Origin of the sequence: Moorena sp. SIO1F2, assembly GCF_010672755.1 — a bacterium.
GTDB lineage: Bacteria > Cyanobacteriota > Cyanobacteriia > Cyanobacteriales > Coleofasciculaceae > Moorena.
Genome location: NZ_JAAHFV010000115.1, coordinates 1 through 17,102, shown reverse-complemented (window position 1 = coordinate 17,102; position 17,102 = coordinate 1). Strand labels below are relative to the sequence as shown.

Sequence of the window (17,102 nt, the reverse complement as noted above, 5' to 3'; positions counted from 1 at the left end):
TGTGTACCGAAATCCTTAGAGGAGCTAGAGACTTAAGCTATTGTTCATTTACACCAAGATATCAGCCCGTGGGTGGTGCGTTGTAAAATTAAGAATGTAGAATGTAGAATGTAGAATTAAGAAGGTAGAATTAAGAATTAAGAATTAAGAATTAAGAATTAAGAAGGTAGAATGTAGAATTAAGAAGGTAGAATTATAGGTTCTAAAGTTTAAATTATGTATGCTGACAGAAAACCTTCAACTTTAAATTGATAATTACCAATTCTAAATTGTAAATTCTAAATTGTAAATTCTAAATTCTAAATTCGTAAGCATTCAGCGGTCAGCGGTCAGCCGTCAGCTTTGTGGCACAGGCTTCTAACCTGTGACTTTCGTGACTATTAAACGAATGCTTACCTGTTTTATTCAAAAGCTGTTATTGTAGCGTGCCCTATCCCATAAGCTGATAGCTGATAGCTGATAACTGATAGCTGATAACTGAATGCTTACCTAAATTATAAATTCTTAATTCTTAATTCTACATTCAAAAGGTCTTTGCAGAATGGGTTAGTGGATCAAACTCAAATCGCTGGTCGTAGTTTGTTTCCCCATAAATATTAAAGGTAATTGTTGGTTCATCTCCCATTGCTTCCACACTATGGATCCCATCAGAGGTAAAACTAATAATATCTCCAGGGAATAGGATTTTTTACCCAACTTGTTCGATGCGATCGCAAAAATCTGGGTCATCAGTACGCCGCCAAAAGGTGTTTTTTTCCTGGCCACTGATCACCGCTACTACTCCCCATGTACCATGGTTGTGAATCGGAGAAACTCCCACAACCAATACTGCTCCTGGTGAGAGTACTACAGAGCAAGGCAATCCTTGTGCTGGTAAAAAAAATCCTTGTGCAAGTAAAAAGAATCCTTGTGCAAGTAAATCCAATCCTTGTGCCGGTAAATAAGGTGTCTTAATGATGTCCACCTATAATCTCCCGCACCTAAGATGCTGTGATCATCGGTGGAGCGAGCCCCTATTACTGCTGGTGTGATGGCAGCTTGGGATGTCCCTGGGCATACTACCTGGGGATACTACCTGGGCATACTAGCAGATTACTTAATTGCTGCCTCGCGCTATGTCTGTGCCAGCAGCCCTTGCCTTGACCTGTAGGGCTTCTATAGGATCTGATCATAATAAGTTTGACAGGTTGTAATGTATATGACACCTTGTCATATAATTGAACCATTGACAGTCATGGTTCAATTTTTTTATGAAAAACATCCCATTGAAAAAGCTACTATCACTCCTAGTGGTAACGGTCTGTATCTTAACCTTTACCTATGGTTGCGGCGGCCCAACTACAGCAACTGTTCCTCCAGAAACCACACCTGCCCCAGCTGCTGAAGTTGCCCCAGAGCCGGAATCCCCAGCGGAACCCACAGAGGTGGCTGAAGAAGAACCCGCCCCAGCGGAACCCACAGAGGTGGCTGAAGAAGAACCCACCCCAGCGGAACCCACTGAGGTCCCTGTAGCATCTGAGCCTGCTGCTGCAGCTGATGCAGGAACCTACACTGTGAAAATGGGTACAGACAATGGGCAACTAAAATTTGAACCAAGTACTCTTACCATCAAAGTGGGTGACACCGTCAAGTGGGTGATGAACAACATTGGTCCTCATAATGTTGTTTTTGATGACGCCGAATCTCTGACTCATAAAAAGATGTTGATGGCTAAGGGTTCTTCCTATACATCTACGTTTGATGAGGTCGGTGAATACTCCTACTACTGTGCCCCCCACCGTGGTGCTGGCATGGGAGGCACAATCATTGTTGAAGCTGGATCATAGTAGCGCTAGGACTAGGGCTGTTGATCAAGACTTCGAGGAATGTGAAAACCACACAGCTTGTGCTGTGTGGCTCCAACGGGCGTAACCTATAGACGATCCAGAAACATCCGTCGGAAAATTAGTAGTTAGTAGTTTTTGCTACTAACTATCACAAGATTGACTATTCTAAGACTTAAGCGATCGCAAATCGTGGTAGTTTAGTGAACTTAAATCAAGACTTACCTAGCAACTATAACCCTAGGGTATGACTTAAGGGCGCACGGTGTGCGCCCTTACTGCGTTTCAAGTCAGGAAGAAATCAAGAAGTTTGACAGCTTGTCTTTTGACGGAAAGAAATACATGATCTGACAATCCTGTATGGACTAGCGAACTTGTTTTTTTTAATCTCATGAGACAAATTGCATTGAAAAAGCTACTATCACTCTTAGTGGTAACGGTCTGTGTGTTGACCTTTACCTATGGTTGCGGTAGCGCAACTACAGCTACTGTTCCTCCAGAAACCACACCTGCCCCAACTGCTGCAGTTGAAACAGTGGAATCCCCAGCGGAACCCACCGAAGTAGCAGAGGAAGAAACTACTCCTGCTGAACCAGAAGCAGTAGCAGAGGAAGAAACTACTCCTGCTGAGCCAGAAGTAGTAGCAGAGGAAGAAACTACTCCCGCTGAACCAGAAGAAGTAGCTGTAGCACCTGAGCCTGCTGCTGAGCCAGAAGCAGTAGCAGAGGAAGAAACTACTCCTGCTGAACCTGTCGAAGTAGCTGTAGCCGTAGATGAAGCAGCCCTAAAGAAATCAGCACAAGTCTTCTCAGCCAACTGTGCCGCTTGTCATGCAGGTGGAAAGAATTTAATCAATACCCAAAAAACTCTGAAAAAGGATGCCCTTGAGAAGTATGGCATGTATTCTAAGGAAAAGATCGTTTACCAGATCACCAATGGTAAACCCCCCATGCCAGCCTTCAAAGGTAAGCTAAAAGAGGAGCAGATTGCAGCGCTTGCTGATTATGTGCTGTATCAAGCTGACAATGGTTGGTAATAGCTTGATTCAATTGGGTTTATAAACGATTTGTGAAAATCAATCGTAAGCATTCAGCTATCAGCTATCAGCTATCAGCCGTCAGCTATCAGTGATCAGTTATCAGCTATCAGCTATCAGCTATCAGTGATCAGCTATCAGCTAAAGGCTGACTAATAACGGCTGACGGCTGACGGCTGACGGCTGACGACTGAATTCTTACTCACAACCTATTTATCATTCCTAGATCAGTATTAGTGGTTAGTAGTTAGTTGTTGGTGTTATTTTCATTACCAACTAGCTACTGACCACTAATTATTTTTTTTGACATCCTCCCCCGTTAAATCAGAGATTATAACGGGGGATTCCCAAACCTCACGATCTGGGTTTACTGCTTCTTAAGCACTTATCTAGGTTGTTACCAACCCCCGACAGCCCGCCTACACAGTCAATTTTTCCCACGATCTGCCCGACCGCAGTGATACCACGTTGACAAATCACTTGAGCAGCTGAAACATCTCTGTTGATCTCGTAATGGCATTCGGGACAAAAGTGGATACGTTCAGATAAATCTTTTTTGCCTGTATGTGTAGCACAATTTGGACAAATTTGACTAGTGTACCTGTGATCAACCTTGCCAAAATATACTCCTCGTTTCCAACAAACCCAGACCAGAATATTGAAGAACTGACCAAAACCTGCGTCAAGGGTATGTTTACCTAACATCCCTTTTGCCCAAGTTCTAAAATCTAAGTCTATGTCCTTCGGACAGGCTTCGCCAACAACAAATATCATTCCAGCTTGGTCACAAAGATGATGTGCTAACTTAAAGTGAAAATCTTTTCGAGTATCTGATATTTTTTGATGAAGTCTTGCAATTTTACAATTAAGTTTATGTCTATTTGCCGACCCTTTTTTCTTTAACTTTAATCTGCGTTGTAGCAATTTCAGCTTACCGTGCAGCTTGGTTAAAAATCTAGGCCGCTCTATTAACTCATTGTCGGAAGTTGCTAAAAACTTGTCTAGCCCAATATCAATCCCCAGTGGATGACCCCACGCTGGTATATCAGGAATACTGACTTCACTTTGTAAAGACAGCATTGCAAAATAACCACTAGCCCGTTTAACTATCCTAACTTGCTTGATTTTAAATCCATCTGGAATTGGTCGTGACAATCTCATCTTAACTAATCCAATCTGAGGTAGCTTGAGCCACTCGTTTTTCATTGGATTAGTTTTAAACTGAGGGAATACAAACGACCGCATCCGGTATTTATTTTTAAATCTAGGAAAACCATATCTCTGCTCTCTCATATTATTAAATGCTCGGTCTAAATTCTTTAAGACTTGTTGTAAAACTTGAGCATTTGTTCTTTTAAGTTCAGGATTGGTCTTTTTGGCTTTAGTTAATTTTGCAGCTTGTAATTTGTAGTTGGGATACGGTTCATCTGCTGGAATTATATATTCCTGCTGTAAAGAACAATAATTAACTGCACATTTCCTACTTTTGTACCAGTCTTTTCGTTCTCTTAAGGCGTAATTCCAAACCTTTCTACAAACCTTCAAGATATCTTCGATTACGGCAATTTGTTGTTGAGAGGGAATTAACTTGTACTCGTAGGTTAGTGTCAGCATACTTAAATTATAACACAATTCTATCCAGGAATGCTACTTGAGTAGAACTAAGCTTTTGGCCGCAATTCACCTCCCGCTAACCCTGCGGGTATAACGGGAGGTGAATTGCTCTATATCGATAGCGCTGTGCTATAACTGAAGATCTTTCTAATAAGATGATTATTGATTTAACATTTTATCGGTCTTTACTAATGATATTGATCGAGATTTTTTTTCCATTAATCATCACCTAAACATCAAATCATCAAGGGGTGATAATGATCATTATCACCCCTTGAGCCCCTAAGATTATTCCTCTTGCTCTATCGGCATACCTATATCAAGAAAAATCAAAAATTTCGCATCGGGCATCAACTGCTTCAGAGCCTGGGAATAGCTTTTGGCATCGGAAAGGTTCTCAAACCGAGCGAAAACTAGTGGTGGCATCGGTGGCAATAGCCGAATCATTACCCATCGGTATAGTTGACTGTAAGACATAATGTAAGTTGTCTCCTTTACATGGGGATCAAGAGCCAGCCCGAGCCCGACAAGATCTGCGGGCTGGCTCTTCCGTGGAATTTATTCTCCACGTTTTCATTATATCACAAAAAATATTATAGTATAGCATATTTTAAAAATTTTTGTAACAAATTCCTTTAGGGAGTCGGGAGTCGGGAGTCGGGAGTCGGGAGTCGGGAATAGGGAGTAGGGAGTAGGGAATAGGGAACAGGGAACAGGGAACAGGGAATAGGGAATAGGGAGGTATAAAGTTTATGGAAGGTATAGAAGATGTAGGATGTGTAGGAAGTATGGGGTGGGGCTATAATTTTAGATTATATTAAGTTTTTTTGGTCAGGATTTGTGATATCCTCTCGGTAGTTGTTAGTAAAACAATCATAATCACCGATAGCGAACCCGTTTCTAATGGGAACTCCCCTGCTGCGGTTTTCCTTAGGGATTCTAATCGCAAAGGCATAGCAAACCCATCTTAATTAATAAGCAAAAATCCGATAAGCATCACTACTATAACTATCACTAGTTAGACTATGTATCTGTGATCAAGTAGGTGTTTCAAATATAGCGGTTTCTAGCCTAATCAGGTACACAGGATTTTTTCCCTACTCCCTACTCCCTACTCCCTATTCCCTACTCCCTACTCCCTACTCCCTACTCCCTACTCCCTAATTTATAGCTCACCCAATTAATAACTCCTAAAAATGCTAATGAAAGCTCAAACAATTCTAGCGAGATATGCCCAAGGAGAAAGGGATTTCCGAAAGGTAAATCTCAGGGGTCAGTCATTCCAAGGGAGAAACCTGTCTGGGGCAGATTTTAGTGACGCTGATCTTAGAGGAGCTAACTTTAAGAATGCGATGCTCAGGGGAACTAAGTTCCGTCAGGCAAAGGCTGGATTACAAAGATCCTGGTCAATTGTTATTCTATTGGTTTCATCGATAGCGTTAATACTATCAGCAATTGCTTCATTTTATGGTGGGAGTTATGCAGCATTTATTGTTAACTATGTCCAGGGTTCAAACCTAATCTTTGCCTGGATAGCCTTGGTAGCAATAATTGTTTTATTTTTTGTTATCCTTGGTCAAGGTATTCAAACAGTCCAAGCTTTAGTGGTAGGCTTGGTCTTTGCCTTTGCCGTAGCTGTTGCTGTCGCTGGAGCCTTTGGCTTAGCCTTCCCCTTCGCCCTAGCCTTTGCCTTAGGCTTACCCTTGGTCATAGCCCTAGCGGTAGCTACCACTGGAGCGGCAGTGGAAGTGTTTGATGGTGTCTTAATTGGAGTCTTAGGCTTGTTGGTAGCAGTAGGTGGAGCTGTAGCTGGAGTCTATGCCATACAGCAGTTAGCCTTGCCCTTTGCCAGAACCGGAACCTTGGGCTTCCAGCTCGCCTCTTCCTTAGCTGGAACTTTAGCCTTCCTCTTGGCTTTACTTGGTTCTTACCTGGGCTGGGGTGCTCTAACGGAAGACCCTAAACATGCCTGGATTCGGACGAATGCGATCGCATTTGCGGCTACAGGGGGTACTAGCTTTTACAACGCTGACCTAACCGATGCTGACTTTACCGGAGCTACCCTCAAAAATACAGATTTAAGACAGGCTAATCTTACTGGTACTAGTTTGGAAAATACTAGTAAACTTGACTTGGCTAGACAGAGCTAAGGTGAGCTATCAGTGGTCAGCCGTCAGCGGTCAGTGGTCAGCTTATTTGCTACGGCCAACGGCTGAGGGTTCTTTCCCTATTCCCTGTTCCCAGATCCGCTGTTCCCTTTCCATTAATATAGCGCTATACTTTTAAAGTTTCTTAATTTGCTTCAATCAGAAAATATGATATATTGTTCAGTGAATATACTGAACCCAGTTTATCATCAAGACTCTGTTCCTTCGGTTTTCCCTAGGGAGTCTAATCCCTAAGTCAGGGGAAATACATCTAAATTAATTAATCAGCACAAATAATCTAATTATTAATACTTCAGGTAAGCCGTCAGCCGTGAGCTTTTAGCTCACGCTACGCGAACAGCCGTCAGCTCTTAGTTATCAGCTTGTTTTATTCAAAAGCTGAATGCTGAATGCTGAATGCTGAATGCTGAATGCTGACCGCTGAATGCTGATAACTGATAGCTTACTATGTTACTACCACTAATGGAAGCTATGAAAGCTAATGAAGTTCTAACCAGATATAAGAATGGAGAAAGGGATTTCCGCAGGGTAAATCTCAGAGGTCAGTCTTTCCAGGGGCAAGACCTTTCAGGAACAGATTTTAGTGAAGCTGATATTAGGGGAGCCAACTTTAAGAATGCTATTCTAACCGGAACTAACTTCTGTAAGGCCAAGGCGGGATTACAAAAACGGTGGGTAACTGTTCTTCTGTTAGTTTCCTGGATAGTGTCAGGACTATCAGGAATTCTCTCCTTCCTTGGTGGGGGGGTAGTAGCGTTTATCTTTGACAACTTAGATAACCAAGTCTCCGGCTGGATAGCTTTGGTTTGTGTAATTATAGTATATATTGTTATCCTGCGTAAAGGTATGGGAGCAGGAGCCGTCCTCGGTTTCGTCTGTGCTTTCGGTGCTGTCAGCACCGTTGCCATCGACAGCGGCAGCGTCAGCGGCTTCGCCTGCCCGATTGCCATCGCCAGCATCTATGCCGTTGCCATCACCAGCGCCAGCGCCAAGACCAGCGCCAGGGCCAGCGCCAGGGTCGTTAGCCTCTTCATCACCAGCGCCAGCGCCAGCGCCATCGCCTTCCGATTAAGCGGATCTGTAGACATAGCCGTAGCCATAGCTGTAGCCTTAGTCTTAGTATTACTTGGTGCTTACCAGGGCTGGCGTGCTCTAAAAGGGGACCCCCGAGATGCCTTGATTCGCACTATTGCGATCGCATTTGCGGCTACAGGGGGTACAAGTTTTTACAACGCTGACCTAACCGATGCTGACTTTACCGGAGCTACCCTCAAAAGTACAGACTTAAGAAAGGCTAATCTTACTGGTACTTGTTTGGAAAATACTAGTAAACTTGACTTGGCTAGACAGAGCTAAGGTGAGCTATCAGCGGTCAGCCGTCAGCTATCAGCCGTCAGTGGTCACCCGGGCTATTTCATTGCTCCCCCCAATGATCACGGGGGGCTGGGGGGGATCTATCCCAAATCTGCTTCAGGGTTGAGATCCCCCTAAATCCCCCTTAGTAAGGGGGACTTTTCAGACTCAAACTAGCGCTATACTTATTCCGTTTCTTCATTTGCTTCAGTTATCAAACATGATATACTAGCCAGTAGGTATACTCAAACCCCTTTTTTATCAAAACTATCTTCCTTAGGTTTTCCTTAGGGAGCCTAATCGTTAAGTCAGGGTAAATACATCTATATTAATTAATCAGCAAAAATAATCTAATTATTAATACTTAAGGTCAGTGGTCAGCTTGTTTTATTCAAAAACTGTTCGCGTAGCGTGTGCGTAGCACATAAGCTGATAGCTGACCGCTGACTATATGACTATCATTTATGGAAGCTAATGAAGTTCTAACCAGATATGCAAAAGGAGAAAGGGATTTCCGAAGGTTAAATCTCAGAGGTCAATCGTTTCAGGGGAAAAACCTTTCAGGGGCAGATTTTAGTGAAGCTGATATTAGAGGCGCGAACTTTAAGAATGCTAATCTAACCGGAACTAAGTTCTGTAAGGCGAAGGCTGGATTACAAAAACGGTGGACAATTGTTCTTCTGTTATCTTCCTGGATAGTGTCAGGACTATCAGGATTTGTATCCTTACTGGGTGGGGTGGTAGTAGCGTCAATCTTTGACTCTAACGACCAAGTCTCCGGTTGCATAGCTTTGGTTACTATAATTATAGTATATAGTGTTATTCTGCGTCAAGGTATCGGTTCAGTAATCGCCCTCGCCCTCGCCCTCGCCCTCGCCCTCGCCCTCGCCTTCACCTTCTCCAGCGCCCTCGCCCTCGCCCTCGCCTTCGCCCTCGCCCTCGGCAGCGCCATCGCCATTGCCCTCGGCAACTCCATCGCCATTGCCCTCGGCAGCGATGCCGGCAGCGCCATCCCCATTGCCCTCGCCATTGCCTTCGCCTTATTCATCGCCAGCGGCAGCGGCAGCGGCAGCGGCAGGTCCTTCACCATCTCCTTCGCCTTCTTCATCGCCTTCGCCATCGCCAGTGAATTTAAATTAGGCACCGCTGGATCATGGGCTGTAGCCATAGCTGTAGGCTTAGTCTTAGTATTACTTGGTGCTTACCTGGGCTGGCGTGCTCTAAAAGGGAACCCCCGAGATGCCTGGATTCGTACTATTGCTATTGCTTTTGCTGCTACAGGAGGTACCAGTTTCTACAAAGCCAATTTAACTGATGCTGATTTTACCGGAGCTATTCTCAAAAGTACAGATTTAAGAAAGGCTAATCTCACCCGTACCTGTTGGCAAAATACTATTAACATTGACCGAGCTAGACCAGGTAAAACTATCTTAGCTGATACAGCTGTCAGAGAATTATTAGTTAGTGGTAATGGTTACAATAAGTCTTATGTTGATGCCAATCTTAGAGGAGCAAATTTAAAAGGGGCTAATTTAAATAAGGCTAATCTAAAACTGGCTGATATTAGCGAAGCTACCTTAGAGGATGCTAATTTAGAATGGGCTAATTTAACTGAAGCTAATTGCGTTGGTACTAATTTTACCCATGCTTATTTAACGGGAGCTTGTTTAGAAGCGTGGAATATTGACTCCACAACTACGTTAACTAATATTGATTGTCAGTATGTCTTTTTGCTAGAAAAGCCCAATTCTCAAGGAAGTCGAGAGCGTCGTCCCCATGATCCTGACCGGGTTTTCCAACCAGGGGATTTTGAAAAGCTCTATAACAAGATTATGAATACTGTGCAGATTCTGCTGCGTAATGGTGTTAATCCAGAAGCATTTCGTCAAGCCTTTAAAAAAATAATGGCTGGAAATCCTGCAATTACTAGTGATTCGATTCAAGCGATTGAGAAGAAAGGCAATGATGTTTTACTTACCTTAGAAGTGCCAGAAGGAACAGATAAAGGTAAATTTGAAAGACAATTTTTTGCAGTTTATGAAGCTAGGTTGGAAGCAGCGAAACAAACTGCTCTGCTAGAGGCGGAAAGAATTCATAATCAAGATTATAAGGAATTTGTTAGAGCTGCTTTGACTAGCCATCAGTCATCCAACCCAATAATCAATCTTACAAATACCGCTAAAGCGGAGAGTGATATGTCAGATAATGCCCGTAATTTGAATATAGATAATCTAGATATAGATCAAAGCCAAGCTCATAATCCTAATAATTTTAATGTTTTCAACGACAATGCTAGACAAATTAACACTAATAATTTTACATCAGAGCAAAAACACAGCTTAGCCGAAGCAGCAGCAGAAATCCAGCAACTCCTAAACCAACTATCCCAGACTAATCCCACTACAACCAACAAAGAAAAGATGATAGTTGTAGGTGAAGTTATTGACCAAATTGAGACTAACCCAACTCTAAAAGCCAAGGTTATCAATGCCCTGAAAGCAGGAGGAGTGGAAGCTTTCAAGGAAGCTATAGATCATCCTCTGGTGAATATTTTGATGGCAACAATTGATGGCTGGAGCGAGGTTTAGGCGTAGGGTGTGTTAGGGACGGGCTCGCAATGATTTTCTCCGTCGCCAGTGTTTAAAAAGCCCGTCCCGTAACGCACCACCGGGTTAAACAGCTTTAATGAGATGTATGAAATTAATGTTTAGTAGTAATTTCCGAAATAGCGTTGCCTCAGTCTTTGAATGAATATCAGTAGAGTGGGCATCCTGCCCGCCCGCAAATCTATTAAATATCAGTAGAGTGGGCATCCTGCCCGCCCGCAAATCTATTAAATATCAGTAGAGTGGGCATCCTGCCCGCCCGCAAATAAGCATGAATATCAGTAGAGTGGGCATCCTGCCCGCCCGCAAATAAGCATGAATATCAGTAGAGTGGGCATCCTGCCCGCCCGCAAATCTATTAAATATCAGTAGAGTGGGCATCCTGCCCGCCCGCAAATCTATTAAATATCAGTAGAGTGGGCATCCTGCCCGCCCGCAAATAAGCATGAATATCAGTAGAGTGGGCATCCTGCCCGCCCGCAAATAAGCATGAATATCAGTAGAGTGGGCATCCTGCCCGCCTGAAAATAAGCATGAAACTGGCAAGATGCCAGTTCCACGCCTGATGCCCATTCCATGATCTATTGAAACTGGCAAGATGCCAGTTCTACCAAGATGCCCATTCCATGATCTATTGAAACTGGCAAGATGCCAGTTCTACCAAGATGCCCATTCCATGATCTATTGAAACTGGCAAGATGCCAGTTCTACCAAGATGCCCATTCCATGATCTATTGAAACTGGCAAGATGCCAGTTCCACGAATTTTTAGCCTACTCCAGTTCAGTAATGCCACCGATTAAGATGAGAAATAGGAACAAATTTCTCTAATCTTGTCACAACAATCAACAATGAAAGGACTCTGGCTCGAAAACCAGCAACTGCAACTGCGCACTGACCTACCTGTGCCATCACCACCCTCTGATGAAGCCTTAGTGCGGGTGTTGCGTGCGGGGATATGCAACACTGATTTGGAACTAATCCGAGGCTATTACCCCTACAAAGGTATATTAGGTCATGAATTTGTTGGTGTTGTGGAAGATGGACCAGAGAATTTAGTCAACCAGCGGGTGGTAGGAGAAATTAATGCCGCCTGTGGTGAGTGTCGATTTTGTAAAAGTGGACAACCGACTCACTGCCAAAACCGTACTGTCTTAGGTATTGTTAACCGTAACGGAGCCTTTGCTGACTATCTGACCTTGCCAGTAAAAAACTTACATCCCTTACCCGATACTATTTCTACTGATGCCGCCACCTTTACTGAACCTTTGGCTGCTGCTCTGGAAATTCAGGAACAAGTCAGGGTTGCTCCCGACCACCAGGTGGTAGTAGTGGGAGACGGTAAGCTCGGACAACTGGTAGCACAAACCCTAGCCCTAACGGGCTGCAATTTGCTAGTGATTGGCCGTCATCACGAGAAATTGGCCAATTTAGAAGCCAGAGGAATTAAAGTAGGCTTTGCCGATGCCATCACTAACGGTAGTTTCGATATCTCAGTCGAGTGTACTGGCAACCCCGAAGGCTTTGCCCTTGCCCGTGGAGCCTTGCGCCCACGAGGTACCCTGGTACTAAAAAGTACCTACGCTGGCCAGCTAACCTTTGATGCATCATCTCTGGTAGTAGACGAAATCACGCTAATCGGTTCCCGTTGCGGTCCCTTTAAACCAGCAATTAATTTATTAGCACAAGATAAAGTAAATGTCAACTACCTGATCCAAGCTCATTACCCAGTTGAGGAAGGGTTAACCGCCTTTAACCATGCCCAGCAGCAGGGAGTCTTGAAAATTTTACTGACCATGGATCAGAACTCTTGAAACATGATCAATAGGTGATGGAATTTAAGCTATCAGCGGTCAGCTATCAGCTATCAGCTGAATATCAGTAGAGCGGGCATCCTGCCCGCCTGGGTATTATACAGGCAAGATGCCCGTTCCACGCCTGATGCCCGATACAGGCAAGATGCCCATTCCACTCAATCTCAGTAGAGCGGGCATCCTGCCCGCCTGGGTATTATACAGGCAAGATGCCCGTTCCACGCCTGATGCCCGATACAGGCAAGATGCCTATTCCACCCAATATCAGTAGAGCGGGCATCCTGCCCGCCTGGGTATGATACAGGCCAGATGCCCGTTCCACGCCTGATGCCCGATACAGGCAAGATGCCCATTCCACTCAATCTCAGTAGAGCGGGCATCCTGCCCGCCTGGGTATTATACAGGCAAGATGCCCGTTCCACGCCTGATGCCCGATACAGGCAAGATGCCTATTCCACACTCCCGATTCCCGATTCCCGATTCCCGATTCCCTACTCCCTACTCCCTACTCCCTACTCCCTACTCCCTTTACTAAACCATGACTTATCAACCACAATCCGAATTCGAGAAATCTCTAAATATCCGTGCGATGACCACCAAACAAATTTGGTCTTATTCTACTGTGATGTTAGCGATTTGTATGATTTTTGCCCCAGGCAAATATAAGTTAGCTCTACCGATGATTGTCATCGGGGGCGCAGCAACTAGCACCGCTTTTGTTTGGCACTCTCATAACAAGTCCTATAAAACCCTTCTTCCTAATCAAGTACAACAGATAGAAGAACGCCTCGGTAACATAGAAACTATTGTGGGACGGGATGATTTGGAAGTAAATTTGAAACTTAAACAGTTAGAAGAAAAGATATAGTACAGCAGTTTTAAATTGGATGAGGTACAAATTCTTGGGTTTTAGGGAGCAGGGAGCAGGGACTTCGGAGCAGGTAATAGGTAAAAAATACTGTGTACCTGATAGCTAGTAAAAACGCTGTATTTGTAAGTTTAGGTATAAACGAAATATAGTATTATAATTGAGTATTTTATCAGGCTCGATTATAGTATATAAGGCTAGATAATTTGGAAAGATATCACCTAATATAGCGTTGATCATACTTATGAGGTACAGTCAATCTTATTACCTCTACTCCCTACTCCCTACTCCCTACTCCCTGCTCCCTTAAAAAAAAGACCTCACCTAATTGAAAACCGCTATACAATAATAATGCTCAAAACGAAGACTTATGTAACTGCTACACTATCTACACTACTCCTAGCACTAGTAATTGGATGTAATGGGGCGGATTCCCCAAAGGGTGTATCTCCATCTCCTGATCCAGATGCTTCCAAGTCCTCAGAACCAGAGAATGCACTAAAGGTGATCCAAAAGCCTGATCAACCCCTAACTGTTGCGGAAACGAATCCTATTCCAGGAAGCCAACAGAGTGTTGACCAATACCTGAAAGGATTATCCGCCAAAGGGATGACCAAGACCAATCAAGGCATATGGATCGAATCAGGAGATACCCTCTTAGCGAATTACCAAGGCACTACTCCCTTACCCGCAGCATCCCTTACCAAAGCAGCCACCACCCTAGCCGCTCTTTCTACTCTTGGTCCTGACCACCAATTCATTACCAAATTTAGCGCCACCGGACCGATTGAGAACGGGGTGCTACAAGGAGACCTAGTGGTTGAAGGATCAGAAGACCCCTTTTTTGTTTGGGAAGAAGCCATAGCAGTAGGCAACCAGTTAAATCAGTTAGGAATCAAGCAAGTAACCGGTAATTTGGTGATTGTGGGTAAGTTTTATATGAATTTTGAGACCTTACCCCTCAAAGCTGGCACTCTGCTCAAGCAAGGCTTGAATGGTAAGAGTTGGCCACCAGCAGCAGAAACTCAGTATCAGACCTTACCCCCAGGTACCCCTAGACCAGAAATTGCGATCGCAGGCTCTGTGCAAGTGGTAGCTTCACCCCCTGACAATCTACAGCCCCTGGTACGCCAATATTCCTTTCCCCTGGCGGAACTGCTGAAGAAAATGAATCGCTACAGTAATAATAAAATGGCAGAAATGCTAGCCAATACCGTTGGTGGAGCCAAAGTGGTAGCCCGCAAAGCAGCAGAAGCGGCGGGAGTACCCCAATCAGAAATTAGCTTAATCAATGGGTCTGGTTTAGGTGAAGAAAATCGCATGTCTCCTCGGGCTGTCACTGCTGTATTTCTCGCCATTGAGCGCTATCTTCAGCAATACAACATGACCGTTGCTGATGTATTTGCCATCGTAGGAGAAGACAAAGGTATATTAAATGAACGTCCATTGCCTAACTTAGCAGTAGTGAAATCCGGTAGTTTGAATTATGTTAGTACCTTAGCCGGAGCCTTACCAACTCAAACCTATGGCACTGTTTGGTTTGCTGTCATGAATTCAGGAGGAGACTATACCAAATTCCGGACTGAGCAAGAGATGCTGCTAAAAGAATTAGTAAATAAATGGGGAGTGGTGCAATCTCTTCCTCCTGACATTAAACCATCACCCCAGAGGATCGGTAAGAGGTCGTTTAGTGAAATTGTTAGGTAGGGAGTAGGGAGTAGGGAGTAGGGAGTAGGGAGTAGGGAGTAGGGAGTAGGGAGTAGTCAGCGGTCAGTAGTCAGCAGTCAGCCGTGGCACAGGCTTCCAGCCTGTGACCTAACCCGCTGCATCGCTTATTCAAAAGCACCGATCTAGTAGCGTGGGCATAAGCTGATAGCTGGTAGCTGATGGCACCTCAAGTAGCGTGGGCATAAGCTGATAGCTGATACCTGATAGCTAATAGCTGATAGCTTACCTCCCGAATCCCGACTCCCGATTCCCGATTCCCGACTCCCCATTCCCGACTCCCTGCTGTATCCTAGTTGAGTGTTAACAAAACTCTCATTAACTGAGAAAATAGATGGCAAACCCAACCGCAACCCTAGAAACCTCTTTAGGCACAATTACCGTGGAATTGTTCACAGATGTGATGCCAGAGACAGCCGGTAATTTCATTAAACTAGCCAAGTCTGGTTTCTACGATGGTCTTCATTTTCACCGGGTGATTAATAACTTCATGATTCAGTTTGGCTGTCCCTATAGCAAGGATCCCAATAGTGGTCGCGCCGGTACCGGGAATGGTCCTGACGGCTGCATCCAGGATGAGCACCCGGACAATGCCAAAATCTCCAATCAGCCAGGTACATTATCTATGGCAAATACCGGTGCTCCCAATAGCGGTAGTTGTCAGTTTTTCATCAATACACGAGACAATTCCTATCTCGATTGGTTTTCTCCAGGTCCCTCTTTGCACCCGGTTTTTGGTAAAGTGACTGAGGGTATGGATGTGGTGCAAAAGATTGAAAGCACCCCTACTGATCGCGGTGATCGCCCCAAAACTCCGGTTCAAATGGTGAAAGTGACCATTAACGAGTAACGTCAGCTATCAGTAATCAGCTATCAGTTATCAGCGGTCAGCAATCAGTTATCAGTTATCAGTTATCAGTTATCAGCTATCAGCTATCAGCTACCTGTAGGGTGGGCAAGGTTTTGCCCACCCTACACATGGAGTCTGTGGGTAAGTCCTGATCAAATAAGCTGACGGCTGACCACTGACGGCTGACCACTGACCTTTTCTCTTTTTCTAAGATATTCTTCAACAAGCCGAGTTGATATAATTTGACTGTATCACTAGGGGAGCAAATTCTTTAGTGCTAGCGTCTACTGGGAATGGTCTGACTTAGGAACGGGAAAACCCATGAACACATCACCCTGGCTAGCAGCTACTGCAATCACTACAGCTTCTTGCCTTACCTTAGGCGCTATTAATCCAGCAGCAGCGAATACCTTTGGCAACATTGAAGTTAACGACAACAATTTTATTGCAGTAGCTGCCCCTTTTGGCTACAACCGCTATCAATTACTAATCATCGAGCAGATTGCAAACTGGCAAGCGTGCTGGGGTGAACGTGGCACTAACCCAGTTGTAGTAGAGCCTCTGCTGCTCAACTTTGACTTTACAGGAATTTGTGGCCGCAGTACAGACAGCAACGGCTATTCTATCCGCGTCGATAGTCAAGACTTCGGCCTAGACTATATGCTCAGAGTGGTTAAGCGGAATGGGGAATTGGTATTAGTAGGGACTCACCGCATTGACCGCAATGCCCCAGACATTGAGCTTGGCCGCACCAGAGGTTTGGCTAATGGCTTTCTCAAAATCTTTCTTGATCCTGGTTGGCGATTTACCAAACGTGTCTATCAAGGCAGACAATTAGGTCATATCTATCTTACCTATGGTGCGATCGCTAATACTGTCGCGCCACAGTGGAACAGTAGCCCTCAACCTTCACCACCTACCCCCAGCAGGGAATATATTTTTACCAAACCACAAGCCCAACCAAAGACTAGTGGTGAACGTTTTCCTGACACTAGCCCTCAACTTCCAGCACCTGCACCGGCAGAATCCTCAGATGATGGCATACCAGTGTTTGAGGGGTCTAATTAAGAATTTCACGAGTAGGGAGATAGGGAGATAGGGAGATAGGGAGATAGGGAGGTAGGGAGATAGGGAGATAGGGAGATAGGGAGATAGGGAGATAGGGAGATAGGGAGATAGGGAGATAGGGAGATAGGGAGATAGGGAGATAGGGAGATAGGGAGATAGGGAGATAGGGAGATAGGGA

General features: G+C 44.5%; 22 protein-coding genes. 15 read left to right on the top strand and 7 right to left on the bottom strand.

What is annotated here, in order from left to right; genetic code table 11:
- Nucleotides 1-688 precede the first annotated feature (688 nt).
- Entirely contained in the window at nucleotides 689-964 is a 276-nt protein-coding gene (locus F6J94_RS34325; protein WP_367142217.1) for a hypothetical protein, read from the bottom strand.
- Between the two features lie 36 nt (nucleotides 965-1,000).
- Here F6J94_RS34325 and F6J94_RS15505 point away from each other — a divergent pair, with 36 nt between their 5' ends.
- The 3 genes from F6J94_RS15505 to F6J94_RS15495 all read left to right on the top strand — a co-directional run bounded on the left by F6J94_RS15505 (nucleotide 1,001) and on the right by F6J94_RS15495 (nucleotide 2,859).
- Complete coding sequence (locus tag F6J94_RS15505; protein WP_293041725.1) at nucleotides 1,001-1,150, top strand: hypothetical protein; 150 nt, start codon at nucleotides 1,001-1,003, stop codon at nucleotides 1,148-1,150.
- 100 nt (nucleotides 1,151-1,250) lie between these two features.
- Entirely contained in the window at nucleotides 1,251-1,826 is a 576-nt protein-coding gene (petE, locus tag F6J94_RS15500; protein ID WP_293041722.1) for a plastocyanin, read from the top strand.
- A 388-nt stretch (nucleotides 1,827-2,214) separates the two neighbouring features.
- Complete coding sequence (locus F6J94_RS15495; protein WP_293041719.1) at nucleotides 2,215-2,859, top strand: c-type cytochrome; 645 nt, start codon at nucleotides 2,215-2,217, stop codon at nucleotides 2,857-2,859.
- 354 nt (nucleotides 2,860-3,213) lie between these two features.
- Here F6J94_RS15495 and F6J94_RS15490 read toward each other — a convergent pair whose 3' ends face one another.
- Together F6J94_RS15490 and F6J94_RS15485 are read right to left on the bottom strand one after the other, a co-directional pair.
- On the bottom strand, nucleotides 3,214-4,473 hold the full coding sequence (locus tag F6J94_RS15490; protein WP_293017468.1) for a transposase: 1,260 nt from the start codon (nucleotides 4,471-4,473) through the stop codon (nucleotides 3,214-3,216).
- A gap of 288 nt (nucleotides 4,474-4,761) precedes the next feature.
- Nucleotides 4,762-4,950 (bottom strand): hypothetical protein, encoded by a 189-nt coding sequence (locus tag F6J94_RS15485; RefSeq protein WP_293017467.1) that lies wholly within the window; start codon nucleotides 4,948-4,950, stop codon nucleotides 4,762-4,764.
- 725 nt (nucleotides 4,951-5,675) lie between these two features.
- Between F6J94_RS15485 and F6J94_RS15480 the strand changes: the two genes are divergently transcribed.
- The 4 genes from F6J94_RS15480 (at nucleotide 5,676) to F6J94_RS15465 (ending at nucleotide 10,582) form a co-directional block, all read left to right on the top strand.
- Nucleotides 5,676-6,623 carry a pentapeptide repeat-containing protein gene (locus tag F6J94_RS15480; protein WP_293041716.1) on the top strand — a complete coding sequence of 316 codons (948 nt, stop codon included), beginning with the start codon at nucleotides 5,676-5,678 and terminating at the stop codon, nucleotides 6,621-6,623.
- Entirely contained in the window at nucleotides 6,601-6,759 is a 159-nt protein-coding gene (locus tag F6J94_RS15475) for a hypothetical protein (RefSeq protein WP_293017464.1), read from the top strand. The genes F6J94_RS15480 and F6J94_RS15475 overlap by 23 nt, the downstream gene beginning before the upstream one ends.
- 353 nt (nucleotides 6,760-7,112) lie before the next feature.
- Nucleotides 7,113-7,997 (top strand): pentapeptide repeat-containing protein, encoded by an 885-nt coding sequence (locus F6J94_RS15470; RefSeq protein WP_293041713.1) that lies wholly within the window; start codon nucleotides 7,113-7,115, stop codon nucleotides 7,995-7,997.
- A 461-nt stretch (nucleotides 7,998-8,458) separates the two neighbouring features.
- On the top strand, nucleotides 8,459-10,582 hold the full coding sequence (locus F6J94_RS15465) for a pentapeptide repeat-containing protein (protein ID WP_293041710.1): 2,124 nt from the start codon (nucleotides 8,459-8,461) through the stop codon (nucleotides 10,580-10,582).
- 470 nt (nucleotides 10,583-11,052) lie between these two features.
- Here F6J94_RS15465 and F6J94_RS15460 read toward each other — a convergent pair whose 3' ends face one another.
- On the bottom strand, nucleotides 11,053-11,178 hold the full coding sequence (locus F6J94_RS15460) for a hypothetical protein (RefSeq protein ID WP_293041705.1): 126 nt from the start codon (nucleotides 11,176-11,178) through the stop codon (nucleotides 11,053-11,055).
- A gap of 120 nt (nucleotides 11,179-11,298) precedes the next feature.
- On the opposite strand from F6J94_RS15460, the gene F6J94_RS15455 reads away from it, so the two are divergent.
- The 6 genes from F6J94_RS15455 to F6J94_RS15430 all read left to right on the top strand — a co-directional run bounded on the left by F6J94_RS15455 (nucleotide 11,299) and on the right by F6J94_RS15430 (nucleotide 14,988).
- Nucleotides 11,299-11,430 (top strand): hypothetical protein, encoded by a 132-nt coding sequence (locus tag F6J94_RS15455; RefSeq protein ID WP_293041702.1) that lies wholly within the window; start codon nucleotides 11,299-11,301, stop codon nucleotides 11,428-11,430.
- Between the two features lie 20 nt (nucleotides 11,431-11,450).
- The gene (locus F6J94_RS15450) at nucleotides 11,451-12,413 is read left to right on the top strand and encodes an alcohol dehydrogenase catalytic domain-containing protein (protein ID WP_293041728.1); all 963 of its coding nucleotides are present in this window, start codon (nucleotides 11,451-11,453) and stop codon (nucleotides 12,411-12,413) included.
- Between the two features lie 109 nt (nucleotides 12,414-12,522).
- Nucleotides 12,523-12,684 (top strand): hypothetical protein, encoded by a 162-nt coding sequence (locus F6J94_RS15445; RefSeq protein ID WP_293041696.1) that lies wholly within the window; start codon nucleotides 12,523-12,525, stop codon nucleotides 12,682-12,684.
- A gap of 138 nt (nucleotides 12,685-12,822) precedes the next feature.
- Nucleotides 12,823-12,948, top strand: a complete 126-nt coding sequence (locus F6J94_RS15440) for a hypothetical protein (protein ID WP_293041693.1) — start codon at nucleotides 12,823-12,825, stop codon at nucleotides 12,946-12,948.
- A 3-nt stretch (nucleotides 12,949-12,951) separates the two neighbouring features.
- Nucleotides 12,952-13,281, top strand: coding sequence for a hypothetical protein (locus F6J94_RS15435; protein ID WP_293041688.1), 330 nt, complete (start codon nucleotides 12,952-12,954; stop codon nucleotides 13,279-13,281).
- Nucleotides 13,282-13,632: 351 nt separating this feature from the next.
- Nucleotides 13,633-14,988: a D-alanyl-D-alanine carboxypeptidase gene (locus F6J94_RS15430; protein WP_293041684.1), complete on the top strand. Its 1,356-nt coding sequence runs from the start codon at nucleotides 13,633-13,635 to the stop codon at nucleotides 14,986-14,988.
- Nucleotides 14,989-15,131: 143 nt separating this feature from the next.
- Here the strand turns inward: F6J94_RS15430 and F6J94_RS15425 are convergent, their stop codons facing one another.
- Nucleotides 15,132-15,347 (bottom strand): hypothetical protein, encoded by a 216-nt coding sequence (locus F6J94_RS15425; protein WP_293041679.1) that lies wholly within the window; start codon nucleotides 15,345-15,347, stop codon nucleotides 15,132-15,134.
- Here F6J94_RS15425 and F6J94_RS15420 point away from each other — a divergent pair.
- Nucleotides 15,341-15,856, top strand: coding sequence for a peptidylprolyl isomerase (locus F6J94_RS15420; protein ID WP_293041674.1), 516 nt, complete (start codon nucleotides 15,341-15,343; stop codon nucleotides 15,854-15,856). The genes F6J94_RS15425 and F6J94_RS15420 overlap by 7 nt on opposite strands.
- A gap of 79 nt (nucleotides 15,857-15,935) precedes the next feature.
- Here F6J94_RS15420 and F6J94_RS15415 read toward each other — a convergent pair whose 3' ends face one another.
- On the bottom strand, nucleotides 15,936-16,082 hold the full coding sequence (locus F6J94_RS15415) for a hypothetical protein (protein WP_293041670.1): 147 nt from the start codon (nucleotides 16,080-16,082) through the stop codon (nucleotides 15,936-15,938).
- Nucleotides 16,083-16,177: 95 nt separating this feature from the next.
- On the opposite strand from F6J94_RS15415, the gene F6J94_RS15410 reads away from it, so the two are divergent.
- Complete coding sequence (locus F6J94_RS15410) at nucleotides 16,178-16,924, top strand: DUF3747 domain-containing protein (RefSeq protein ID WP_293041665.1); 747 nt, start codon at nucleotides 16,178-16,180, stop codon at nucleotides 16,922-16,924.
- On the opposite strand, the gene F6J94_RS15405 is transcribed toward F6J94_RS15410, so the two are convergent.
- Nucleotides 16,917-17,102, bottom strand: a 186-nt coding sequence (locus tag F6J94_RS15405) for a hypothetical protein (protein WP_293041660.1), incomplete at its 5' end; no start/stop codon positions are given. The two genes, F6J94_RS15410 and F6J94_RS15405, sit on opposite strands and share 8 nt — an antisense overlap.